Annotated in this window: 19 protein-coding genes; all 19 read left to right on the plus strand. The window is 68.2% G+C overall.

The features are described 5' to 3' along the window. Positions 1-20 precede the first annotated feature (20 nt). Complete coding sequence (locus QN163_02855; GenBank protein MDR5682953.1) at positions 21-998, plus strand: aspartate carbamoyltransferase catalytic subunit; 978 nt, start codon at positions 21-23, stop codon at positions 996-998. A gap of 16 nt (positions 999-1,014) precedes the next feature. Beyond that, positions 1,015-2,376 carry a dihydroorotase gene (locus tag QN163_02860; GenBank protein ID MDR5682954.1) on the plus strand — a complete coding sequence of 454 codons (1,362 nt, stop codon included), beginning with the start codon at positions 1,015-1,017 and terminating at the stop codon, positions 2,374-2,376. Positions 2,377-2,438: 62 nt separating this feature from the next. Then, positions 2,439-3,383 carry a dihydroorotate dehydrogenase gene (locus tag QN163_02865; GenBank protein ID MDR5682955.1) on the plus strand — a complete coding sequence of 315 codons (945 nt, stop codon included), beginning with the start codon at positions 2,439-2,441 and terminating at the stop codon, positions 3,381-3,383. Then, positions 3,373-4,122, plus strand: coding sequence for an orotidine-5'-phosphate decarboxylase (gene pyrF, locus QN163_02870; GenBank protein ID MDR5682956.1), 750 nt, complete (start codon positions 3,373-3,375; stop codon positions 4,120-4,122). Before QN163_02865 ends, pyrF begins: the two co-directional genes overlap by 11 nt. After that, positions 4,123-4,755 (plus strand): orotate phosphoribosyltransferase, encoded by a 633-nt coding sequence (pyrE, locus tag QN163_02875; GenBank protein ID MDR5682957.1) that lies wholly within the window; start codon positions 4,123-4,125, stop codon positions 4,753-4,755. A gap of 132 nt (positions 4,756-4,887) precedes the next feature. Further along, positions 4,888-5,424 carry a hypoxanthine phosphoribosyltransferase gene (hpt, locus tag QN163_02880; protein MDR5682958.1) on the plus strand — a complete coding sequence of 179 codons (537 nt, stop codon included), beginning with the start codon at positions 4,888-4,890 and terminating at the stop codon, positions 5,422-5,424. Next, positions 5,421-6,644 carry a GuaB3 family IMP dehydrogenase-related protein gene (locus tag QN163_02885; GenBank protein ID MDR5682959.1) on the plus strand — a complete coding sequence of 408 codons (1,224 nt, stop codon included), beginning with the start codon at positions 5,421-5,423 and terminating at the stop codon, positions 6,642-6,644. Before hpt ends, QN163_02885 begins: the two co-directional genes overlap by 4 nt. Before the next feature lie 14 nt (positions 6,645-6,658). Beyond that, positions 6,659-8,242, plus strand: coding sequence for a glutamine-hydrolyzing GMP synthase (gene guaA / locus QN163_02890; protein MDR5682960.1), 1,584 nt, complete (start codon positions 6,659-6,661; stop codon positions 8,240-8,242). 172 nt (positions 8,243-8,414) lie between these two features. Beyond that, complete coding sequence (gene pcrA, locus QN163_02895) at positions 8,415-10,553, plus strand: DNA helicase PcrA (protein ID MDR5682961.1); 2,139 nt, start codon at positions 8,415-8,417, stop codon at positions 10,551-10,553. A gap of 263 nt (positions 10,554-10,816) precedes the next feature. Continuing rightward, on the plus strand, positions 10,817-12,496 hold the full coding sequence (locus QN163_02900; protein MDR5682962.1) for a peptide ABC transporter substrate-binding protein: 1,680 nt from the start codon (positions 10,817-10,819) through the stop codon (positions 12,494-12,496). Between the two features lie 90 nt (positions 12,497-12,586). Next, positions 12,587-13,582, plus strand: coding sequence for an ABC transporter permease (locus QN163_02905; protein ID MDR5682963.1), 996 nt, complete (start codon positions 12,587-12,589; stop codon positions 13,580-13,582). A gap of 52 nt (positions 13,583-13,634) precedes the next feature. Then, positions 13,635-14,546: an ABC transporter permease gene (locus QN163_02910; protein MDR5682964.1), complete on the plus strand. Its 912-nt coding sequence runs from the start codon at positions 13,635-13,637 to the stop codon at positions 14,544-14,546. A gap of 320 nt (positions 14,547-14,866) precedes the next feature. Then, entirely contained in the window at positions 14,867-17,341 is a 2,475-nt protein-coding gene (locus tag QN163_02915) for an ABC transporter substrate-binding protein (protein ID MDR5682965.1), read from the plus strand. Positions 17,342-17,394: 53 nt separating this feature from the next. Continuing rightward, positions 17,395-18,471 (plus strand): ABC transporter permease, encoded by a 1,077-nt coding sequence (locus QN163_02920; GenBank protein MDR5682966.1) that lies wholly within the window; start codon positions 17,395-17,397, stop codon positions 18,469-18,471. Next, entirely contained in the window at positions 18,468-19,793 is a 1,326-nt protein-coding gene (locus tag QN163_02925) for an ABC transporter permease (protein ID MDR5682967.1), read from the plus strand. The genes QN163_02920 and QN163_02925 overlap by 4 nt, the downstream gene beginning before the upstream one ends. Beyond that, positions 19,793-20,773, plus strand: a complete 981-nt coding sequence (locus QN163_02930) for an ABC transporter ATP-binding protein (GenBank protein MDR5682968.1) — start codon at positions 19,793-19,795, stop codon at positions 20,771-20,773. The genes QN163_02925 and QN163_02930 overlap by 1 nt, the downstream gene beginning before the upstream one ends. Further along, complete coding sequence (locus QN163_02935) at positions 20,763-21,770, plus strand: ABC transporter ATP-binding protein (GenBank protein ID MDR5682969.1); 1,008 nt, start codon at positions 20,763-20,765, stop codon at positions 21,768-21,770. The genes QN163_02930 and QN163_02935 overlap by 11 nt, the downstream gene beginning before the upstream one ends. A 3-nt stretch (positions 21,771-21,773) precedes the next feature. Continuing rightward, the gene (locus QN163_02940; protein MDR5682970.1) at positions 21,774-21,977 is read left to right on the plus strand and encodes a hypothetical protein; all 204 of its coding nucleotides are present in this window, start codon (positions 21,774-21,776) and stop codon (positions 21,975-21,977) included. A gap of 277 nt (positions 21,978-22,254) precedes the next feature. After that, positions 22,255-24,018: an ABC transporter substrate-binding protein gene (locus QN163_02945; GenBank protein ID MDR5682971.1), complete on the plus strand. Its 1,764-nt coding sequence runs from the start codon at positions 22,255-22,257 to the stop codon at positions 24,016-24,018. Positions 24,019-24,079: the final 61 nt, after the last annotated feature.

Here is a 24,079-nt window from a genome sequence, read left to right on the forward strand (position 1 = left end):
CCCTTCCTCGGAGGTGTCGGATGAGCATCCTCCGCAAGCACCTGCTCGGCCTGCACGGGATGTCCGAAGCCCAGATCTATGCCCTGCTGGACCTAGCTGCCACCGACGCCCAGATCCCCCGGGATGCGTTGCGCGGGCGTACCGTCGTCAACGTCTTCTATGAGCCCAGCACACGTACGCGTATCTCCTTCGAGCTCGCGGCCAGACGTCTTGGGGCTGCGGTCGTAAACTTCGACGTCGCCACAAGCGCGGTCCAGAAGGGCGAGTGTCTGGTCGACACGGTCCGCACGCTGGAGGCGATGGGAGCCGACGCGATCGTGATCCGCCACCCCCACTCGGGCGCTCCGCACCTCGCCGCGCGCCACGTCCGGTGCGCGGTCGTCAATGCGGGCGACGGCATGCACGAACACCCCACGCAGGCGCTGCTCGACCTGCTGACGATCCGCGAGGCCAAGGGCGGCGTCGGAGGATTGCGGGTCGCGATCGTGGGCGACGTCGCCCACAGCCGTGTGGCCCGCTCCGCGACGTACGGGCTGACGACCCTGGGGGCCAGCGTCGTGCTGTGCGGTCCGTCGACGCTCGTCCCACCGAATCTGGCAGGGCCGGGGGTCGAGGTCACCCACCGATTGGAAGACGCCCTATGCGAGGCGGACGTCGTGATGCCGCTGCGGATGCAGATGGAACGGGCCGCGGGCGGGTACGTGCCGTCGCTTTCGGAATATCATCGGCTGTACGCGATCACGCCTCAGCGCCTGCGTCTGGCGCGACCCGATGCGGTCGTGATGCACCCCGGACCCATGAACCTCGGGGTGGAGATCGTCCCGGAGGTCGCCTACGGCGACCGGTCGGTCGTGCTGCGCCAGGTGCGCCACGGCATCGGCGTGCGGATGGCGGTGCTGTACGACCTGCTCGCGGCACGGGCGGACCTCGTGCAGACCGCGCCCATCGCGCGGCGAGCCGTGGGGGCGGGGCGGGCCCCCGCGGGCACCCGGTCGTAGGGGAGGAGGCCAAAGAGTGGATCCGGTCGACCGGACCGCCGACCGACTCCTGATCCACGGAGGCCGCGTCGTCGACCCCGCATCCGGGCGCGACGAGGTCGCCGACGTGCTGATCGAGCAAGGGCGGGTCGTCGCGGTCGGGCCGGCTCTGGGCGAAGCTGTCGGCTCGCGGACAGAGGGCCTCCAGATCCTCGACGCCGCCGGGCTCGTCGTCGCCCCCGGCCTGGTGGACATCCACGTCCACTTGCGCGAACCGGGGCAGACCCACAAGGAAGACGTCGCCACGGGCACGGCGGCGGCGGTTCGCGGCGGTGTGACGACCGTCGTGTGCATGGCCAACACGACGCCTCCGGTCGACGACCCGACGATCGTCGCGGCCATCCTGGACCGGGCGCGAGCCGCCGGAGGCGCCAGCGTCTTCCCCGTCGGGGCGATCACCCGGCGCCTGGAAGGCAGGGACCTCAGCCCCATCGCGGCCCTCGCGGCGGCGGGGGTCGTTGGGCTCTCCGACGACGGCCGCACCGTGGCCGACGCCGGGGTGCTGCGCAGGGCGATGACGTACGCGAAGATGTTCGATCTCCCCATCCTGGAGCACTGCGAGGATCCGAACCTCTGCGCAGGCGGTGTCGCCCACGAAGGCGAGGTCGCCGCCCGGCTGGGGCTGCGCGGCATGCCCCGCAGCGCCGAGGAGACGATCGTGGCGCGCGATCTGATCCTGGCCGAGGAGACGGGCGCGAGGCTGCACGTCCAGCACGTCAGCACGGCGGGATCGGTGCGTCTGATCCGCCAGGCCAAAGACCGAGGCGTCCGTGTCACCGCCGAAGTCACGCCGCACCACATCACGCTCACGGACGACGCCCTCGAGGGCTACGACACCAACTTCAAGGTGAACCCGCCGCTGCGGGCCGAAGACGACGTCGCGGCGCTGGTCGAGGGATTGCAGGACGGCACGATCGACTGCATCGCCACCGATCACGCTCCCCACGCCGACTACGAGAAGGTGGTCGAGTTCGACCGCGCACCGTTCGGCGTCGTGGGGCTGGAGACGCTGCTCGGGGTGGTGCTGACCCGACTCGTCCACCAGGCCGGCTGGCCGCTGTGGCGCGCGCTCAATTGTGTGACCTCCAACCCGGCCCGCGTCCTGGGCCTGGACAAGGGGACGCTGCGCCCGGGCTCAGACGCCGACGTCGTGCTCCTCGACCCGCAAGCGGACTGGCGTGTGGACCCTGCGACGTCGTTGTCGAAGTCGCGCAACACGCCGTTTGGAGGCTGGACGCTGCGCGGCAGGGCGCTGGCGACGCTCGTCGGGGGCCAGATCGTGTGGCAGGACCAATCGGTACCCATCCGGTCACCGTCGCGGGTCGGGACGAGGGCGTGATGGACCGCAATCCGGGCGCGACGGCACAGGCAACACACCCAGGTCCGAGCGCGGAGCCGGCGATGCCGGATCTGTCCGTGGACATCGCCGGCGTCCGCTTCCCCAACCCGGTCCTCTGCGCAGCCGGCCCCTTGGGGCACGGGCGGGAGGCGTCCGGGGCATACGACCTGCGTGCATTCGGCGGCTTCGTGACGAAGTCGATCACCCTCCAACCGCGCGAGGGCAATCCGAGGCCGCACGTCGTGCAGACCGACGCCGGTTGGCTCAACTCCGTAGGCCTGAAGAACCCCGGTCTCGCCGCCTTCCTCACCAGAGACCTTCCGTTTTTGCGGACCCTCGGCATCCCCATCGTGGCCAGCATCGCCGCGCACTCCGTCGCCGAGTATTGCACGCTGGTCGAGTGGCTGTCGGAGGCCGAGGGGATTGCGGCGATCGAAGTGAACATCTCCTGCCCCAACGTCGCCAACGGGATGATCTTCGGGACGTCTGCGTCTGCGACCGCACAACTCGTCGGGCGGCTGCGCGGCGTGACCCCTCGGCCGCTGTTCGTGAAACTGTCGCCGAACGTGACGGACGTCGTGGCGATCGCGCGCGGCGCGGCCGACGCCGGCGCCGATGCCGTCGTGGCGGTCAACACCTTGGCGGGGATGGCGATCGACCCGACGACGCGGAAGCCCAGACTGGGCAGCGTCACCGGCGGGCTGTCGGGTCCGGCGATCCGTCCGGTGGCCCTCCGCATGGTGTGGGAGATCGCGGGCGCGCTGCCGGTTCCGGTGATCGGGACGGGAGGGATTGCGACCGCCGAGCACGCCGTGGAGTTCTTCCTGGCGGGTGCGTCGGCAGTCGGGATCGGATCGGCCTTGCTCACGGACCCGGCCACGCCCGGCCGAATCGTCGAGGACCTGCGCGCCTACCTGCGCGCGCAGGGGATGTCTTCGGTCCGGGAGCTGGTCGGCGCGCTGGAGGTCCCGTCCCCCAGCGAGGCACCGAGTTGCGGTGACTACTGAGGAGCGCTTTGTGCCGCGCCTGATCGTGGCGCTCGACCTGCCCGATCTCGCGTCCGCGCGGCGCGTCCTGGTCGCGCTGCGCCCGGCGGTGGACTTTTTCAAAGTCGGCTCGCAGCTGTTCACCGCATGCGGACCGGACGCCGTACGGCTGGTCCGCGACCACGGCGCCGAGGTCTTCTTGGACCTCAAGTTCCACGACATCCCCCAGACCGTCGAGGCCGCGGCAGCCGCTGCCGCGCGGCTGGGGGTGCGCATGTTCAACGTGCACGCGCTTGGCGGGGTGGAGATGATGGTGCGCGCGCGCCGCGGTGCGCACGAAGGCGCCGCCGACACAAAGCCTCCGATCGTGCTGGGCGTGACGGTGCTGACCAGCGCGAACACCGCGGCGCTCCGTTCCGTGGGGGTCGCCGGCGACGTGCCGGAGGCCGCTGTGCGGCTGGCGAGCCTCAGCCGCGACGCGGGCCTGGACGGCGTCGTCTGCTCCGTGCACGAGGTCGCCGCGATCAAGGCGGCCTGCGGGAGCGACTTCGTCGCCGTGGTGCCCGGGATCCGGCCGAGGGAGGTGTGCGACGACGACCAGTCCCGCACCGGCAATCTGCGCTCGGCGGTCCTGGCAGGTGCGGACTATGTTGTTGTCGGCAGGCCGATCCTGCAGGCCCCGGATCCCCCCGCGGTGGCGCGGGCGACGATCGAAGCCCTCGACATGATCGCGCTGAAGATAAGCCACAGGAGGCCGTGAGTGCCCTCGACGGAAAACTCCACCGATCCGATCCTGCGGCTGCTGCGAGAATACGGCGCCATCCAACAAGGGCACTTTCTGCTCGCCTCGGGCCTGCACAGTCCGCACTACGTACAGTGCGCGCTCGTGCTCCAGTACCCGCACGTCGCCGCGCGCCTGGCGGCCGAGATCGCCGACCGATTCCGCCCGCATCGCGTGCAGACGGTGGTCGGCCCGGCCATCGGCGGGATCACGTTGGCCTACGAGGTGGCACGGCAGCTGGGCGCCCGCGCCATCTGGGCCGAGCGCGCCGACGGAAAGATGACGCTGCGGAGGTCGTTTGCGGTTTCACCCCAGGAGATCGTGCTGGTCGCCGAGGACGTCGTCACCACTGGCGGATCGGCGAACGAGGTGGTGGAGTTGGTGCAGCATGCCAGAGCGCACGTCGTCGGTGTGGGCGCGGTCGTCGACCGCTCCGGCGGCGCCCACGCCCTGACGGTCCGGTTCGAACCGCTGGTGCGGCTGAGCGTGCAGGTCTACCCCGCAGCTGCGTGCCCGCTGTGTCAGGCCGGCGTGCCGCTGACCAAACCGGGCAGCCGCGCCGCCGTCCCCCTTGCCTCCGAGCGGCGAGGGGAATACAGTTTTTCCGAATGATAATAGCATCCCGCCGCGGCTCCGTTCGGTTTTCAGAGACGACATCTCCGGCTCGAACCGCGGTTTGACAGGCTTTTCGGGCTTCCCTATAATCGCCACAACTACCTCCCCCGGGAGGCTTGCGCGGTGGCGCTGGTGGACGACATCGAGGAAGTCCTAATCTCCGAGGAGAGGCTGCGCACGAGGGTGGGTGAACTCGGGCGCCGCATCTCCTCGGACTACGAGGGCAAAGAGCCCCTGTTGGTCGGGATCCTGACAGGGGCCGTTTTCTTTGTGTCGGACCTCATGCGCGCCATCACGATCCCGTGCCATCTGGACTTCATGGCGACCAGTTCGTACGGGCACGGCACCGAGAGCTCCGGGATCGTCCGCATTCTCAAAGACCTCAACGAAACCATCGAGGGGCGGCACGTGATCGTCGTGGACGACATCGTCGATACGGGCCTGACGATGGACTACCTGCTGACGACGCTGAAGGCGCGCTATCCGGCGAGTCTTTCCGTCTGCGCCCTGCTCGACAAGGTCGAGCGCCGCAGGCGCCAGGTGCCCCTGCGCTACGTCGGTTTCGAAGTGCCCGACCGGTTCGTCGTGGGCTACGGGATGGACTACGGCGGTCTGTACCGCAACCTCTCGTTCGTATGCGTGCTCAAGCCGGAGGTGTATCAGTGAAGCCGTCGGCCGTCGAGAGTCAGCAGCCCGGGCTCGCTGGCGTGTTTCCGCCCCTCGATCCGGATACGCACATCGGGATCGGCCGCCCGGTCCGGCGGGCGTACGGCTACGACGACATCGCGCTCGTGCCGGCGGCGGTGACCGTCGATCCCGAAGACGTGGACGTCTCCTGGGAGGTCGGCGGTCACCGGCTTGCGCTGCCGGTGCTGGCCGCGGCGATGGACAGCGTCACCGATCCGCGCACCGCGATCCTCATGCACGAACTCGGCGGCGCCGGTGTCCTCAACCTGGAAGGGTTGCAGACGCGGTATGAGGATCCGTCGGAACCAATCGCGCGGGTGGCGCGTGCTGCCTCTGAGGGGTGCGTGCCGTTGCTCCAGGAACTGTACCGGCGGCCGGTCCGCGAGGAGTTGGTGGGACGTCGGATCGCCGAGATCAAGCGCGCCGGTGGCCGTGCCTTCGCGTCCGTAACACCCGCGTCGGCGCCGCGCCTTGGGCCGGTCGCCGAAGAGGCCGGGCTGGATGTGCTCGTGCTGCAATCCACCGTCATCACCGAACGGCATCGCTCCTCGCGCGGGCGTTCGATCTCGGTTCGGCAGATAGTCGAGCGCTTGCGCATCCCGGTCCTGGCGGGCAACTGCGTCTCCTACGAAGCGGCGGCAGAACTCCTCGAAGCCGGTGTTGCGGGCCTGTTCGTGGGGGTGGGGCCGGGTGCGGCGTGCACCAGCCGGCGTGTGCTCGGGGTCGGCGTGCCGCAGGTCACCGCGATCTGCGACGTCGCCGCAGCCCGCGATGCCTATCGGGAGAGGACCGGGCGCCACATCCCGGTGATCGCCGATGGCGGATTGAGCGGGGGCGGCGACATCGCGAAGTCGATCGCCTGCGGGGCCGATGCCGTGATGCTGGGTTCGGCGCTGGCCCGTGCTGCGGAAGCCCCGGGGCAGGGATTCCACTGGGGGATGGCGACCTCCCACGCGGCGTTGCCGCGCGGGACGCGCGTGCGGGTCGGAACGACCGGGACGCTGCGGCAGATCCTCCTGGGCCCGGCGGCCACCGACGACGGCAGCCAGAACCTCGTCGAGGCGCTGCGCACCGCGATGGGGATCTGCGGCGCGCGCACGATCCGCGAGATGCACCGCGCCCAGATCGTCCTGGCCCCCGCCCTGGCGACGGAGGGCAAGGCGGCGCAGTTTGCGCAGGGCGTGGGCCAGGGGAGGTAGGTTCAGACGAAACCATGACGCTCGCGGCCGCATCGCCCAGCGTCCAAAGCCAGGCCGCGACCGACGCCGCGCGCGACACCGTGGTGGTCTTGGACTTCGGCGCGCAGTATGCGCAGCTGATCGCGCGGCGCGTGCGCGAGCTGCGCGTCTACAGCGTGATCCTGCCGTTCGACGCGCCGGTCGAACGGATCCGCGCGCTGGGGCCCAAGGGCATCATCCTCTCCGGCGGCCCGGCCAGCGTCTACGAGGAGGGCGCACCACAGGCCGATCCCGCCCTGCTGGAGTTGGGCATCCCGGTTCTGGGGATCTGCTACGGCATGCAGTGGATGGCGCACGCCCTCGGCGGCCGCACCGGACCTGCCGAAGCCCGCGAGTACGGCCGAACACGGCTGTTCGTCGAAGACCCCGCAGAGCTGTTCGCCGGGCTGGAAGGACGGCTCACGTGCTGGATGAGCCACGGTGACTCGGTCCACGTGCTGCCGGCGGGCTTCCGGGCGCTGGCCCGCACGGACCGGTCCCCCTACGCCGCGATCGCCGACTCGACCCGGCGCCTGTACGGGCTGCAGTTCCACCCCGAGGTGTCGCACACCCCGTGGGGGATGGACGTCCTGCGCAACTTCCTGTTCTCGGTGTGCGGCTGCGCGGCGTCATGGACGATGGCGTCGTTCGTCGACGATGCCGTCGAGCGGATCCGCGTGCAGGTCGGCGCAGGGCGGGTGCTGTGTGCGCTGAGTGGTGGGATCGATTCCTCCGCGGCCGCCGCGCTGGTGCACAGGGCCGTCGGCGACCAGCTGACGTGCGTGTTCGTCGACCACGGTTTCCTGCGAAAAGGGGAAGTCCAACAGGTGGTGCGCACGTTCCGCGACCACTTTCGCGTGGGGTTGGTCCACGTGAACGCCGCCGAGCGCTTCCTCAGGCTCCTGAACGGGGTGACCGACCCGGAACAGAAGCGACGGCGCATCGGCGAGGAGTTCATCCGCGTCTTCGAGGAGCAGGCGCGCGCGCTGGGACGGGCGGATTTCCTCGTGCAGGGGACCCTGTACCCGGACGTGATCGAGTCGGGCACGCGCACCGCCGCACGGATCAAGACGCACCACAACGTCGGCGGGCTGCCCGAACGCATGCGGTTTCGGCTGGTGGAACCTTTCCGCGACCTGTTCAAGGACGAGGTACGCGAGGTCGCACGAGGGCTGGGATTGCCCGACGAAATGGTGTGGCGACATCCGTTCCCGGGTCCCGGTCTGGCGATCCGCATCCTCGGCGAGGTGACGCCCGAACGGCTTCGGATCCTCCGGGAGGCGGATGCAATCCTCCTCGAGGAGGTCCGGCGTGCTGGTCTGCTGCGCGAGCTGTGGCAGGCGTTCTGCGTACTGCTGCCCGTCCGCACGGTGGGCGTCGCCGGCGACGCGCGCACCTACGGGTTTGCTGTGGTGGTCCGTGCGGTCACCAGCGAGGACGGAATGACGGCAGACTGGGCGCGGTTGCCCGCAGACTTCCTGGAATCGGTCGCCAGTCGGATCACGCGCGAAGTGCCCGAGATCACGCGCGTCACCTACGACGTCACCTCCAAGCCGCCGGCGACGATCGAGTGGGAGTGAGACGCGGCCCCAGCGGCGGTCGACCTCCGCGAAGCAGGCGCGCGGACAGCGCCGCCTTGCGGTGGGGGCAGCGCTGTTGCAAAATGGTCGCGCCGTACGAGGAGTGCCGCCTGCCGCTTCGGGCGTTGGCTGAAAGCGTTCGGCAGACTACGATTCTCCGCCGGGGCAGCCCATGGATCTGCTCTCTGCCCTCAATCCCCAGCAGCGCGAGGCCGTCACCTGTGAGGGTGGGCCGCTGCTCGTGCTGGCCGGTGCCGGCTCGGGGAAGACGCGCGTGCTGGCCTACCGCGTCGCCTACCTGATCCGGGAGCGCGGCGTCCCGCCGACCCGCATCCTGGCGGTGACGTTCACGAACAAGGCGGCCAACGAGATGCGCAACCGGATCGCCGGGCTGACGGGCGAGCCGGTGGCGCGAGCGTTGTGGATCGGTACGTTCCACCGGATCTGCAGCCGCATCCTGCGCCGGGACGGCGAACGGATCGGGATCTCCTCGCGGTTTTCCGTCTACGACGAGGACGACCAGCGCACCCTGATGCGGGAGGTCCTGCGCGATCTGAACCTCGACGACCGGCGGTTTCCACCCCCGAGGCTGCTCGCCACGATCTCGGCGGCCAAGAACGAGGGCGTAGACCACGTCGCGTTCGACCTGCGGGCGCAGACCTACTACGAGCGCATCGTCGCTGGGGTCTGGCGGGAGTATCAGAAGCGGCTGAGCGAACGCGACGCGATGGACTTCGACGACATCCTGCTCCAGACGCTGCGGCTGTTCGAGGACGCGCCACAAGTCCTCGCAGACTACCAGGAGCGCTTCCTGCATGTCCTGGTCGACGAGTACCAGGATACCAACCCCGTGCAGTTCCGGATCGTGGCGCGGCTGTCAGAGCGGCACCGCAACCTCTGCGTGGTGGGGGACGCCGACCAGGCCATCTACGCCTGGCGCGGGGCTGACGTGCGCAACATCCTCGAGTTCGAGCGCGACTTTCCTGACGCCCGAATCGTGAAGTTGGAACAGAACTACCGGTCCACCCAGACGATCCTGCGGGCGGCGGAACACCTGATCGGTCACAACCCTCACCGGCACCCCAAACGCCTGTGGACGCACAACGCAGCGGGCCATCCGGTCACCCTGTACGTCGCGTTCGACGAGCACGACGAGTCGCGGTTCGTCGCCGAGCAGCTGCGCCGCCTGCAGGACGAGGGCGTTCCGTTGCGCGCGTGCGCGGTGCTGTACCGCATCAACGCGATGTCGCGGCAGTTCGAGGACCACTTCCTGCGTGCCGGGATTGCCTACCAGATCGTCGGCGGCGTCCGGTTCTACGAGCGGCGGGAGGTGCGGGACCTGCTCGCCTACCTGCGCGCGGCGACCAACCCGCGCGACGTGCTGAGCCTGCGCCGGATCGTCAACGTGCCCCGGCGGGGCATCGGAGAGGCCACGCTCGCGAAGATCGAGGCGGCCGCCGGATCGTCGGCAGGTCCGTTGCTCGACGTGTTGCGCGACCCCAGCGTGCTGGCGGCGATCGCGCCCCAGGTCCGCAGGGCCGTCGGCGAGTTCGTCGCCCTGCTCGACCGGATCGCCCAGGCGGCGCGAAGCGCCCGGGTATCCGAGCTGATCGAGCAGGCGATCGAGTGGACCGGGTACCGGGCCGCCCTCGAGGCGGAGGGGACGGACGAAGCCGCCAGCCGCCTGGAGAACCTTCGCGAGCTCGTTACGGTCGCACAGGAATTTGAGGACGCGACCGGTGAGACCTCCGTCGAGGCGTTCTTGGAACACTTGTCGCTGATCACCGATATCGACACGTACGACGAAACGGCCGATAGGGCGACGCTGATGACGCTGCACGCGGCGAAGGGCCTGGAGTTCCCGGTGGTCTTCATGTGCGGGATGGAAGAGGGCGTCTTCCCCCACTTGCGAACGCTGGACGATCCCCGCCAGGTGGAAGAGGAACGGCGGCTGGCCTACGTCGGCATGACGAGGGCCAAACAGCGGCTGTTTTTGACCTACACGCAGCAGCGGACCCTCTTCGGTCGGACATCGGTGAACGTTCCCTCGCGTTTTCTGTCCGAAATGCCCGAAGATGCCGTCTGCGAGATCCGGACCGCTCGCACCGCCACCAACGACTGGCAAGACCTCCCGCAGCGGGAAGTCCCGACGCTGGCCGTCGGGGAGCAGGTCCGCCACAGGCACTTCGGGGTCGGACGGGTGCTCGACGTCGAAGGCGAGGGTGCCCGCACGGTGGCCACCGTGCACTTCCCCCACCTGGGTACGAAGAGACTGGCTTTGGGGTATGCACCGCTAGAGAAGGTTCCCTAAGGGGAACCGGAGTCCAGCAGGACCCGGCCAGCCCGGCAGAGAAAGGACAAGGAGAAGCTGGGATGTTATAGATCGTAATGGTGCGATTTGGTGTAGTTTGGTATATCGTTGTGTCAAGTCCAGGCCGAAGGGGGGTGTCCGACCAGGAGCGATTCGTGGAGTGGGGGCTACGGATCCATCCTAGCAGGGATCCATTCGTTCGGTCGCGGAAGTGATATGCGGTTCTGTCGAGCCACCCAGATGATTTCCGAAGGGAGGTACAGATGAGCAAAGACAGGTGGACCCGGCGGGGGCTGCTCTTGGCAGCGGCCTTCGCGCTGGCGGTGACGATCGTCCCGTTGTCGCCCGGCGCCTCGCTGGCGCAGCAGCGCGACCAGGTGGTCATCGGCGCCGCCCAGGAGCCGAGCTGCCTGATCACGTGGTTCGAAGGCTGCACGCTGGCCGTCGGAGCGATGGTGATGAACTCCGTGTCCGTGGGCATGGTGGACTTCAACGACCAGTGGCGCCTGTTCCCGCGGATCGCGGAGAAGATCCCGACGCTGCGTGACGGCGACTGGCAGCTGCTGCCCAACAACCGGATGCGCGTGACGTGGCGGCTGAAGCGCACCTATACGTGGCACGACGGGCGGCCGGTGACGGCACTGGATGTCTCATGGACCTACCTGATGGCGCGCAACCCGCGCAGCCCGACGGTGTCGCGGTTCGTGCTGCGCAAGATCGAGAACATGCAGGTCCCCAACCCGAATGACCCGTACGCGCTTGTCGTCAACTGGAACGAGCGCTACCCGTTTGCGAACCTGGGGCACAGCATCCTGCCGCGCCACCGGCTGGAACGGCAGTACCTGCAGGATCCTTCGCGGTTGAAGGCCCACCCCGAAGCGACGGCTCCGACCGGCAACGGTCCGTACCGGTTCGTCGAGTGGGTGCGTGGGAGCCACATCACCCTCGAGGCATATGACCGATTCCCGGAGGGCCGGCCGCAGATCCGGCGCATCGTCTTCCGGTGGATCCTCGACGCGACGGTCCTTCAGGCCAACGCGATCGCAGGCCAGGTGGACGTCACGGACATCAACAACTTCGACTGCGTCCAGGTGGCGGAGATCGAACGTCGGAACCCGGACGTGGCGGGCCACTACACGCCGGCGCTGATCTGGGAGCACATCGACTTCAACCTGGACAACGAGTGGCTACGCGACGTGAGGGTGCGCCACGCACTGGCACACGCCATCAACCGGGCGCAGCTCGCCGAACTCGCCTGCCCCGGCGGACGTCAGCCGGTGGCGCACACGTGGCTGCCCCCGCGGCACGAGGCCCACAACCCGAACGTGCGGCAGTACGCCTTCGACCAGGCCCGCGCCCGCGCGCTGCTCGCCGAGGCTGGGTTCACCCCCGGCCCGGACGGCATCCTGCGCGACCGGCAGGGTCGGCCGTTCTCCATCTCGATCATGACGACGGCTGGCAACCGGCTGCGGGAGCAGGTCCAGCAGGTGATGCGCGACCAGCTCCGCCAGGTCGGCGTCGATCTGAGGATCGACAACCGGCCGGCGGCCGTGTTGTTCGGGCAGATCACGGCGCGGCGTCAGTTCCCGCACCTGGTGATGTACGCCTGGGTGATGAGCCCGGTGACGCTGCCGGCGGGGCTGTGGCACAGCAGCCAGATCCCGCGTCCCGAGAACAACTGGGAGGGACAGAACAACCCCGGGTGGCGGAACGCGGAGAACGACCGTTTGATCGACCAGATCATGGGCGAGGTCGACACCCAGCGGCGCATCCAGCTGCTGCGGCGCCAGCAGGAAATCTGGGCGAACGACCTTCCCGCGATCCCGCTGTTCTTCCGGCTGAGCCTGACGACCTCAAGGAAGTCGTTGCAGAACGTCAAGCCGGCCGGACTGTCGGGCACCTACATCAACTGGAACTCGCACGAGTGGTCGTGGGCCCGATAGCGCGAAGAAGGTAACGGGAACAGAGGACGGGGTGCAGGGCCTGCTCCCTGCACCCCGCCTTTGTGTGGAATCGGCGGAGAGAGGCTCCGGATGCAGTGGTACCTGCTGCGGCGTGGCGTCCAGACGGTCGTCATCCTCTTCGGGCTGTCGATCCTGATGTTCACCCTCCTGGTGTTCACGCCGGGAGACCCGGTGGAGCTGCTGGCGACCAGCAACCCCGACATTCAGCCGGAGGATATCGCCGCGTTGCGCCAGTACTACGGTCTGGACGATCCCTTCTACGTCCGCTACTTCAAGTGGCTGCGCACCGTCGTCCGAGGCGATCTAGGGTACTCCCGGCAGTACGGGAAGCCCGTGATGGAGATCATGGGCGAGAGGCTGAAGAACACGCTCACGCTGCTGACGGCGGCGGTCGTGGTCGCCTTCGTGGTCGGGGTGGCGGTCGGCATTTACTCCGCCCTCCACCAGTACTCGACCACCGACTACGCCGTCACCGTCTTCTCGTTCATCGGGCTTTCGATCCCCAACTTCTGGCAGGGGATCGTCTTCATCCTCATCTTCGCGGTCTGGGCACCGTGGGCGCACATCCCGGGGCTGGCGTGGCTGAAGCTGCCCGCCGGTGGGATGATGACGCCGGGGGTGTCCGAGGGACTCCCGATGGTGCTCGACCGAGTGCGCCACCTGGTCCTGCCGACGCTGGTCCTGGCCACCAGCGGCATGGCGTCATGGGTCCGGTTCACCCGGTCCAGCATGCTGGAGGTGATCCGCCAGGACTACATCCGGACGGCGCATGCCAAGGGCTTGGCGGAGAAGGTGGTCATCAACAAGCACGCGCTGCGCAACGCGCTGATCCCGCTCATCACGCTGGTCGCCTTGAGCATTCCCAATGTCGTCAGCGGAGCGGTGCTGACCGAGACTGTCTTCTCCTGGCCTGGCATGGGACTCTTACTGTTCCAGTCGGTCCTGGGGCACGACCACAACGTCGCCATGGCGGTGCTGTTGTTCCTGGCGCTGATGACGATCCTCTTCAACCTGCTGGCCGACATCGCCTATGCGGTGGTCGATCCTCGGGTGAAGTACGATTAGCGGGGAGCGAGAGGTCGAGGAGGAGCGAACCTCCGTCCTCTGAGGGTCGACGATGGCCAAGGACCAGATCGCGCTGGAACTCGCCGAACGGCGCAAGGCCGCGGCCGGATTCGCGGTCGGCCTGTCGTACTGGCAGATCGCCTGGCGGCGCTTCCGACGGCACAAGCTGGCTCTGGTCGGCGGGTCGGTAGCCGTCTTTTTGTCCGTGGTGGCGATCCTGGCTCCTTGGGTCGCACCGTTCGACTTCGAACGGGTGAACCTCGACGCGCGGTGGATCACACCGCGCTGGCCGCACGTCTTCGGCACGGACGAGCTGGGGCGGGACGTGTTGACCCGGATTATGTATGCGGGCCGCATCTCGCTGGTGGTCGGCTACGTCACCGCCATCGGCATCACAATCGTCGGCACGCTCGTGGGGGTCGCCGCCGGCTACTACGGCGGCTGGGTGGACTCCGTCCTGATGCGCCTGGTGGACATCCTGATCGCGATCCCGACGCTTCCCCTCTACCTGATCCTGGCGGCGCTGATCCCGGGCGGCGGGGTCAACCGCATCGTGCTGATCTTTACCGTGTTCGGGTGGACGACGGTCGCACGGCTGGTGCGCGGCCAGATTCTGTCGTTGAAGAACCAGGACTATGTGGACGCCGCGCGGGCCATGGGGGCGTCCAACGCTCGGATCATGCTGCGGCACCTGATGCCCAACTCGCTGGCTCCCGTGATCGTCGCGGCGACCCTCACGGTGGGTGGAGCGATCCTCGGCGAGTCGGCGCTGTCCTACCTGGGGTTGGGAATCCAGCCGCCGACGCCGTCGTGGGGCAATATGCTGCAGCGGGCCCAGGAGTACATCTGGAACGCGCCCTGGTTGGCGGTGTGGCCGGGGTTGTTCATCTTCGTCACGGTCCTCAGCTTCAACTTCCTCGGCGACGGCCTCCGCGATGCCCTGGACCCGAGACTGAAGGTCTAGTGGGGATGTGCTGACTGACCCGACCCCCGGTGTTGGGGTTGGGGCAGATCGCCTGCCGACGATCCTGCCTCGGTGCGCGCACCGCCTTCGAATCCCTCTCGACCGTCGTTCCGGTGGACCAAAGCAGTATGTCGAACCGTAGACTTGGGATACTCTCGTATAGTACAGTGTAGTTTGGTATAAGTCAGGCGCATCGGGCAGAGGGGGATTTCCTCATGGCCCGGACGGGCGACAAAAGGGGGTGATGGGTAACAGGAAAGCGTCGCGACGGTGGGACGAACTGGCGCCCATTTGGGTCTAGCTACTAGGAGGTGGCGAAAGTGAAGCACAAGACCCGAAACGTCATATTGGCCCTGCTTGTCGGCGCTTTGGTGCTCACACTGACACCCGGCACGGCCGCTCAGGCCCAGCGGGTAGGAGCGTGGGTAGACGTCGTCTTGGCGGTCGAGGAGCCCAGTGACGCTTCGGCGGTGCGGCGCCTGGAGGCCAACGACATCCAGGCCTGGTTCAGCAGTACCGCCAACCCCGACATCGCGGCCCGTATCCGCCAGAGCCGGGCCCTCCGCTCGACCGTCTCCTACGGGCTGTACCATGAGATCAGCTTCAACCCGGTCGGCCCCACCCTGCGTGACGGGCGGCTGAACCCATTCGCCGTGCCCCGGATGCGGGAGGCGATGAACTGGCTGATCGACCGCCGGCGCATCGCGCAGGACATCATGGGCGGTCTCGGCGAGCCGCGCTGGTTGCCAATCAACCGGGCGTTCCCTGACTATGCGCGCGTCGCGGAAGCGGCGCGGCGGCTGGAGATCCGCTACGCGCACAACCCCGACCGTGCCCGGTCGGTGATCACCGAGGAGATGCAGAGGCTGGGGGCCACGCTTGTGGGCGGGCGGTGGCACCACCGCGGCGAACCCGTCAGGCTCGTCTTCTTGATCCGCACTGAGGACGAGCGCCGGCAGATCGGCGACTACGTCGCCGGCCTGCTGGAGCAGGTAGGATTCACGGTGGAGCGGCGCTACGGCCGCGCCGCCGAACTCAGCCCGCTGTGGTTCAGCGGCGATCCAGCCGAAGGCCGGTGGCACCTGTACACCGGCGGGTGGATCACCACCGTCGTCAGCCGGGACCAGGTGACCAACTTCGACTTCTTCTACACGACGCGCGGTCTGACGTCTCCGCTGTGGCAGGCCTACCGGCCATCCACGGAGTTCGACCGGCTGTCCGACCGGCTGGCCAAGCGCGAGTTCCGCACCGTGGCCGAGCGCAACCAGCTCCTGGCGCGGGCGCTGGAACTCTCGATGCAAGACTCCGTGCGGCTGTGGCTGGTGGACCGCGTGCCGGTGTGGCCGGTGCGCGAGGAGATCGAGGTCGTCTCCGACCTCGCGGGCGGGTTGTCCGGCTCGTTCATGTGGCCCTATACGCTGCGCGTCCGGGGCCGGCCCGGCGGGACGGTCCGGATCGGGCTGCCCAGCATCCTCACCGAGCCCTGGAACCCCATCGGCGGATCGAACTGGATCTTCGACACCACGCTGTACCGCGCGACGCAGGACTACCCGACGTTGCCCAACCCGCACACCGGGCTGCCGATGGCCCAACGGATCGAGAGGGTCGAGGTGACGGTCCAGCAGGGTCTGCCGGTCACCAAGAGCGCGGACTGGCTGACGCTGCGGTTCGCGCCCCAGATCCGCGTCCCCGACGACGCGATCATCGGCTGGGATTCGGCGGCCCAGCGGTTCGTGACGGTCCGTGAGCGGCACCCGCAAGGGCTGACCGCGCTGCGGGTAAGCCGAGTCCACTTCGAGCGCGACCTGTTCAACAGGGTACAGTGGCACGACGGGAACCGCCTGAGCATGGGGGACATCATGCTCGGCTGGATCCTGACGTTCGAGCGGGCCGACGAGCGCAGCCCGCTGTTCGACCGGTCCTACCTCCCGACGTTCCGGTCGTTCATGGAGACGTTCCGCGGCTTCCGGATCGTGAGCGAGAACCCCCTCGTCGCGGAGTTCTACTCGACGGCCTGGACGCTGGAGGCGGAGCTGATGACCGCTGCGGGGTCGTTCTGGCCTCTGTACGGGTTTGGCCCCGGACCGTGGCACACCGTGGCGCTGGGGATCCGCGCGGAGAGCGCCGGGCGGGCTGCGTTCACGGCCGCCAAGGCGACCGCGAACCGGGTGGAGCGGCTGAGCTACGTGGCCGGCCCCACGATCGCCATCCTCGATCGTGAGCTGGAGGCCGCCCGTGCCGAGAACTTCATCCCCTTCGCGCAGGCACTAAGCAGGTGGATCCGGCCCGAGGAGGCGCGTCAGCGCTGGCAGTTCCTAAGTGCGTGGCGCGCGGGCCGCGGCCACTACTGGGTCGGCATGGGCCCGTTTTTGATCCAGCGTGTGTCTCCGGTGGAGAAGATCGTCGAGCTGCGGCGGTTCGGGCGCTTCGCGGACCCTGCCAGCAAGTGGCTGCGCTTTGGCGAACCCCGCATCCCCAGCGCGGCGGTCAGCGGGCCCAGGAGCGTGCGCGCGGGGACCGAGGCCGCGTTCGACGTCCGCGTCACGTTCCGCGGGCGCCCGTACCCCGCGGGCGACATCGAGGAGGTCAAGTTCTTGCTGTTCGACGCCCGCGAGCAGCTCGTGGCCAGCGGGCGGGCCCAGCGGATCGGTGAGAACTGGCGGATCGGCCTCGCGCCGGCGGTGACCGGCCGGCTGGCGCCGGGGTCGAACCGCCTGGAGGTAATCGTCCTCTCGAAGGTGGTCAGCATACCGAGCTTCGCGTCGGTCACGTTCACGACGCTGCCGCGGCAGTAGCGACGAAGGTGGCTCAGGCTCTGCCGCTCGGTGTACCGAAAGCCCGCACGGGCATGGCGACGCTCCCGCGTGTGGTGACCTACACCCTCACGCGGGGCGTCGCCCTGTTTTTGACCACCGCGGTCGGCGTCTACCTGACGATCCTCGTCGCCAACATGGGTGGATACGTCGACCAGATCAAGCGCTCGGAGATCCGAGAGCAGGTCGGCATCGCCGTCGGGCTGAACCCCGAATACCAACAGCTGCCGCCCGACGTGCGCCAGCGCATGATCGAGGAGATGATCCGCGTGGAAGAGCAGCGGTTGGGACTGGACCGCCCGTTCCTCCTGCGTTCGGTGTACTTCCTCCGTGATGCTCTTCTGTTGCGCCTGGGATTCGCCGAGCGCACCACGAGCGACACGGGATCGAGGCTCGTGCGCAACATCATCCTGGACCGCCTACCCCCCACGCTGCTGCTGTTTGCGACGACGCAGATCCTGCTGTTTTTGATGGCCGTGGGCTTCGCGTTGTCCCTGTCGCGGCGGTACGGGAGCGCGGCCGATCGGGCGGTGGTGGGGCTGGCGCCAACGTCGGCGGCACCGGCGTGGTTTTACGGAATCTTTCTCATCCTCATCTTCGCCGCGTGGCTGCGCGTACTGCCGTTCGGCGGCATGGTGGACGCCCCGCCACCCGAGAACAGGATCGCGTACGCGCTCAGTGTCTTGCGGCACATGCTGCTGCCCGCGATGGCCATGGTTTTGAGTTCCGTCTTTCTGGCGATCTACTCCTGGCGTACGTTCTTTTTGATCTTCAGCAGCGAGGACTACGTGGAGGTGGCCAAAGCCAAGGGCCTGCCGGGCCGACTGGTCGAGCGCCGGTACATCCTGAGGCCCACGCTGCCGACGATCATCACGAACTTCGCACTGGGGCTGATCGGGGCCTGGACGGGCGCGATCGTCCTGGAGACGGTGTTCAACTGGCCGGGGCTGGGGCGCGCGCTTTACCAGGCGATCGGGACGTTCGACACCCCGGTGATCGTCGGTGCGACGATCCTGTATGCTTACCTTCTGGCGATCACGGTCTTCGTCTTGGACATCGTGTACGCGATCGTGGACCCCCGGGTGAAAGTCGGACTGGCGGCCGAGCGATGAGCGAAGGGCTGCGGCAGCTGCTGGGGTATCGGGCCGCGGCCGCGGGCGTGGTGATCGTCGCGCTGCTCCTGGCGACCTCGGTCTACGCAGTGGTCACGATCCCCTATAGCGAGGCGATCCGGCTGTGGCGCGGCGGAGAGGATCTGTGGCGGGAAAACCCGCGCAACGCCCGCCCGGAGTGGGTGAACGCGTTCCGGCGGGACAATCTGCCACCGACGATCACCGTCGACAGCCGCGCGGTGCCCTACGCAGAGCGGACCGTCGGGGTGCAGGTACGGGAGGTGACCTTCGATCTGCCGTTCGACTACGCGTACAGCCACTTCCCGACCGAGCTGGCGGTCTTGTTCGAGGCGGACTACGCGGGTCAGGCCGGCCCCCAGGTGGAACTGGTCTGGAAGACGCCCGACGGCGCCGAGATCCGGCTCACCGAGATTGGCCTGCGGCGCCGGGACGTGTACCGGATCTCCGCGGATCCCCGCGTGCAGCAGGAACTCGGCGACCGGCCGGAAGTCGCGCTGTTTGCCGATCCCGATCGGCCGGGCGAGGTTCTCCAGGGGCGGTATGCGCTGGGGGTGCGGGCGTACCTCTTCGACCCGGCCTCGACCGTCAACGCCCGCTTGGTGGTGTACGGCCGGGTCCACGGGCTGGCGGGCACCGACCACCTGCGGCGGGATCTGAGCCTCGCGCTGTTGTGGGGTACGCCGATCGCGATGGCGTTCGGCCTGCTGGCGGCCGTCGGGTCCACGGTCAGCACGATGGTGATCGCGGCGGTGGGCGCGTACTACGCGCGGTGGGTGGACGGGTTGATCCAGCGGATCACGGAGGTTAACCTCATCCTGCCGGGTCTTCCGATCCTGATCATGATCGCTACCCTGTACTCGCGCAGCATCTGGGTCATCCTGGGCGTGGTCATCCTGCTCGGGGTGTTCAGCGCCGGGATCAAGACATACCGGGCGCTGTTCTTGCAGATCCGCGAGTCCCCCTACATCGAGGCGGCACGGGCGTACGGCGCCGGCGGGTTGCGCATTGTCTTCTCCTACATGATCCCGCGGGCGGTCCCGACCCTCATTCCGTCGTTCGTCACCCTGATCCCCAGCTTCGTCTTCCTGGAAGCGACGCTTGCCGTGCTCGGTCTGGGGGATCCGCTGCTGCCCACCTGGGGCAAGGTGATTGAGGACGCCTACCGGGCGGGCGCCCTGTACGTCGGGCACTACTACTGGATCCTGCAACCCGCGGCGCTTTTGATGGTCACCGGGCTTGGGTTCACGATGCTCGGGTTCGCCCTCGACCGGATCTTCAATCCCCGGCTGCGGGAGCTGTGATGGCCGCGACGCTGCTGCGGGTCGAAGACCTCCGGCTGTACTTCCGCACGCGTCGGGGACCGGTGCAGGCCGTCGACGGCGTCAGCTTTACGGTCGAGCGCGGTCGGACGCTCGTCGTCGTCGGGGAGAGCGGCTGCGGGAAGAGCTCGCTGGCCCGGGCGATCCTGCGCCTGCTGCCCCGCAACGTCCACACGTACACCGGGCGCATCTGGCTGGAGGGCACGGAACTGATGGGCCTGCCCGAGGAGCGGTTCCGCCGGGAAGTGCGGTGGGTCCGGATCGCGCTCGTGCCGCAGGCGGCGATGAACGCGCTGAATCCTGTGATCCGCGTCGGTGAGCAGGTCGCCGAGCCTTTGATCCTGCACCGCCGCGTCGCGAGCCCGGAGGCGGCGCGCCGGGAGGTCCACGACGTCTTCAAGCGGGTGGGCGTACCGGCCGACTTTGTCGACCGCTATCCGTTCGAGCTCAGCGGCGGCATGCGGCAGCGGGTCGCGCTCGCCATGGCCCTCGTGCTCCGGCCGGACGTAATCGTGCTCGACGAGCCGACCTCGGCCCTCGACGTCCTGACCCAGGCGAACGTGATGAACGTGTTGAAGATGATCAAGCGGGAGTTCGGTACGAGTTTCATCCTCATCACGCACGACATCGGCACCAGCAGCGAGCTGGCGGACGACGCCGCCGTGATGTACGCAGGGCAGATCGTCGAACTCAGCCGCGCCGCCCAGTTCTACCGGGAACCCATGCACCCCTACGCCCAGGCGCTCATGGCGAGCGTCCCCACGCTGCGCGAGGACAAGCCGCTGGGCTTCATCCGAGGGCGCCCGCCCAGCCTCGTCGAACCGCCCGCCGGATGCCGCTTCGCAGACCGCTGCGCCAAGCGGTTCGACCGCTGCGAGGAGGATCCGCCGCTGGATGCGGTAGACGGGGACCGGCGCGTGAAGTGCTGGCTGCACGTCGGGGGAGCGGTCCATGCCCGGTGACACCCTGCTGTCCGTGCGAGACCTGCACACGTGGTTCGAACTGCGGCGGTGGGGTTTCGTGCACGTTGGATTCGTACGCGCTGTCGACGGCGTCGACTTCGCTCTGCGGCGGGGCGAAGCCGTCGCCGTCGTCGGCGAGAGTGGTTGCGGAAAGAGCACGCTCGCCAAGACCATTCTCGGCCTGGTCCTGCCCACCCGGGGTGAGATCGTCTTCGACGGACGGCCCGTTCACGGCAAGCAAGACCTGCGGTGGTACCGGTCGCGGGTGGGCTACGTCCAGCAGGATCCCTACGGCGCGCTGCCGCCGTTCATGAGCGTCAGGCGGATCCTCGAAGAACCGCTCGTCGTCAACGGCGTGCGCTGGGAGGCCGCCCGGTTGGAACGGATCCGGAGCGTCCTCGAGGAGGTGAGGCTGACTCCGGTCGAAGACTTCCTGCCCCGCTTTCCCCACATGCTCAGCGGGGGCCAGCAGCAGCGTCTGGTGATCGCGCGGGCCATGATCCTGGAGCCTCAGCTGATCGTGGCCGACGAACCGGTCTCGATGCTCGATGCGTCCGTGCGCATCGAGATCCTCCAGTTGCTGCGGGGGCTGCAAGAACGGCACGGTCTCAGCGTCGTGTACATCACGCACGACCTGTCGACGGTCCGGTACTTTTGCGAACGTGTGTTCGTCATGTATGGGGGCAAAATCGTCGAGCAGGCACCCGTGCGGGAACTGTTGCGCAATCCCCGACATCCCTACACGCGCGCGTTGCTCGCGGCGATCCCCGACCCGGACCCCGCCAACGTCGAACGCTTGCGGGACGTTCCGCCGGGCGAGCCGCCGAGTTTGCTGCGCCCGCCGCCGGGGTGCCGTTTCCATCCGCGGTGTCCGGAGTTCATGCAGGGTTTGTGCGATGTCGAAGTGCCCCCTGACTTCCGGGTGGGTGCCTCGCACCTGGCGGCGTGTTGGCTGTACGAGCAACCGCGGTCGGCCGCGGCGGCCTCCGGGACGTGAGACGTGACCTCGCGCGGGCCTCTGCGGTTGATGCTGTGGGGCTTCGTCCTGCTGGTGGGTGCATGGCTGGTGCTGTTCTTGATGACGATCCGTCAGATACCGCCCAGCTTGCCGGTGGCGATGCTGGCCTACGCGGCCTCCGTCGGCGGGCTCATGGTGGGACTTGTGGGGATCGTTCAGTTCGTGCGCGCTCGCCGGCCCTCTTAGGTCCGGCAGACGTGCAGACGGGAGGGGGCGTGCGCTTCGTCCACTTCCAAGCCGGCCCCCAGGCCGGGTTCGGCGGGGCGGGAACTTCGGTCCTGGGGATCCCGTACGGACAGAAAGGTCTTCGGGGAGGGCGTGGCGAATCCTGCGCTGCGGTGTGGGATGGTATGCCATGGTCTAGTTTCGTGATACCCGCCCCTGCCGCAGGGCAGGTGGGGGCCTGCAGCAAGATCCAGAGCGAGACGGGCCAAGGTGCCCGTGAAGGGAGGGATGGGCAGGGATGAGGCGAGCATGGTTGACAGTACTGGTGGTGGTCGTCGTTCTGGCACTGCTGGCGCCGAGTTTTGCCGCCCCGACGCAGCAGCAGCGGCGGTTCACGCTTCCGGACATTCCGAACCCGAAAGTCGACACCCACGCGACGGGCGAGGGGGCGCGGTACGGCGGGGTGTTCGTCACCTCGCAGATCTCCGATCCGCGAACCTTCAACTATATTGTCGCGCAGGAGACGTCTTCGACCGTTCCCCTGAGTCTGGTGTTCAGCGGTCTGGTCGATCAGGACTTCGTGACGGGCGAGATCGAGCCGGATCTGGCAGAGTCGTGGACGCTGAGTCCCGACCGGCGCACGTGGACGTTCCGACTGCGCCGGGGCGTCAAGTGGCACGACGGCCGGCCGTTTACGGCCGCCGACGTGGACTTCACGTTCAAGGCGATCTTCACAGAGGGGGTCCAGACCAGCTACCGGGACACCCTCACCTATGAGGGCCAACCCCTGCGCTGGAGGGTAGTGGACGAGTTCACCGTGCAGTTCATCACGCCCAAGCCCGTGGGCATCTTCCTGCGTCAGATCGGGGTGCCCATTCTGCCGCGGCACAAGCTCGAGGCGGCGCTGGCACGGGGCGGCGCGGAGTTCAACCGTACGTGGAGCGTAGCCACGCCGCCACGGGAGATCGTGGGCACCGGCCCGTTCGTGATGCAGCGCTACACGCCGGGGCAGCGGATCGAGTACGTGCGGTGGTCCGGCTACTACAAGGTGGACCAGCGCGGCAACCGGCTGCCGTACCTGACGCGTCGGGTCATCCTCATCGTACCGAATCTGGATGCCGCCCGGTTGCGCTTCCTGGCAGGAGAGACCGACATCTACGCGGCGCGTCCGCGCGAGTTTGCCGAGTTCAAGGCCCGCGAACGGGAGGGGAACTACACGATCTACGACGGACCGGAGACGTTCACGTCCGAGTTCGTGGCGTTGAACATGAACCCGCGGGGGATTCAGCCGCCCAAGGTGACCTGGTTCCAGGACGTCCGGTTCCGGCGGGCGCTCAACCACGCGATCGACCGCAACGCGATCGCCCAGCAGGTCTACGCAGGCCGGGCCACTCCGGCGTGGGGACCCGTGAGCAGCGGCCACCCCCTGTACTACAACCCGCGGCTGGCACAGTACCCGTACGACATCAACCGGGCCCAGCAGCTGCTGGCCGAAGCCGGCTACCGCCGCGAGGGCACCGGCCCGCTGCGGGACCCACAGGGCAACACGGTGGCGTTCGTGCTGGCGACGAACTCGGAGAACACCGACCGTGTGGCCATCGGTAACATCGTGCGGCAGGACTGGCAGCGTCTGGGGGTGCAGGTCACTTTCGCTCCGGAGGCCTTCAACTCCCTCGTCGGCAAGCTGGTGGGCTCCTTCAACTGGGATGCGATCATCATCGGATTGACCGGCGGTATCGAGCCCGGCACGGGCCGCAACGTATGGCTGTGCAGCGGATCGCTCCACCTGTGGTGGCCGCGCCAGGAGAGGTGCGCCACACCGTGGGAGCAGGAAATCGATCGTCTGTTCGAGCAGATCGCCGAGGAGACCGACCAGGCCCGCCGCCGGCAGCTGTACTTCCGCTGGCAGGAACTGGTGGCGCAGAACGTGCCGCTGATGTACTTTACGTACCCGAAGACGCAGCCCGCGGTGCGGAACACGCTGGGCAACATCAAGATCGGGCTGCAGGGTGCCGTCAGTCCGTCGGAGATCCTCTTCTACAGGGCGCCCGTACGCCGGTAGTGCGCCTCTGGGACAGACGGGAGGCGCGTGGGATCGACGCGCCTCCCGCCGGCCACTCGAG

The organism is Armatimonadota bacterium, assembly GCA_031432545.1.
Lineage (GTDB): Bacteria > Sysuimicrobiota > Sysuimicrobiia > Sysuimicrobiales > Sysuimicrobiaceae > Caldifonticola > Caldifonticola tengchongensis.

Bases quoted from the DNA above. Each gene is read 5' to 3' on its own strand.
- QN163_02855 (MDR5682953.1), top strand. From the start codon at position 21: ATGAGCATCCTCCGCAAGCACCTGCTCGGCCTGCACGGGATGTCCGAA.
- QN163_02865 (MDR5682955.1), top strand. From the start codon at position 2,439: ATGCCGGATCTGTCCGTGGACATCGCCGGCGTCCGCTTCCCCAACCCG.
- guaA (MDR5682960.1), top strand. From the start codon at position 6,659: ATGACGCTCGCGGCCGCATCGCCCAGCGTCCAAAGCCAGGCCGCGACC.
- pcrA (MDR5682961.1), top strand. From the start codon at position 8,415: ATGGATCTGCTCTCTGCCCTCAATCCCCAGCAGCGCGAGGCCGTCACC.
- QN163_02900 (MDR5682962.1), top strand. From the start codon at position 10,817: ATGAGCAAAGACAGGTGGACCCGGCGGGGGCTGCTCTTGGCAGCGGCC.
- QN163_02905 (MDR5682963.1), top strand. From the start codon at position 12,587: ATGCAGTGGTACCTGCTGCGGCGTGGCGTCCAGACGGTCGTCATCCTC.
- QN163_02910 (MDR5682964.1), top strand. From the start codon at position 13,635: ATGGCCAAGGACCAGATCGCGCTGGAACTCGCCGAACGGCGCAAGGCC.
- QN163_02920 (MDR5682966.1), top strand. From the start codon at position 17,395: ATGGCGACGCTCCCGCGTGTGGTGACCTACACCCTCACGCGGGGCGTC.
- QN163_02925 (MDR5682967.1), top strand. From the start codon at position 18,468: ATGAGCGAAGGGCTGCGGCAGCTGCTGGGGTATCGGGCCGCGGCCGCG.
- QN163_02930 (MDR5682968.1), top strand. From the start codon at position 19,793: ATGGCCGCGACGCTGCTGCGGGTCGAAGACCTCCGGCTGTACTTCCGC.
- QN163_02935 (MDR5682969.1), top strand. From the start codon at position 20,763: ATGCCCGGTGACACCCTGCTGTCCGTGCGAGACCTGCACACGTGGTTC.
- QN163_02945 (MDR5682971.1), top strand. From the start codon at position 22,255: ATGAGGCGAGCATGGTTGACAGTACTGGTGGTGGTCGTCGTTCTGGCA.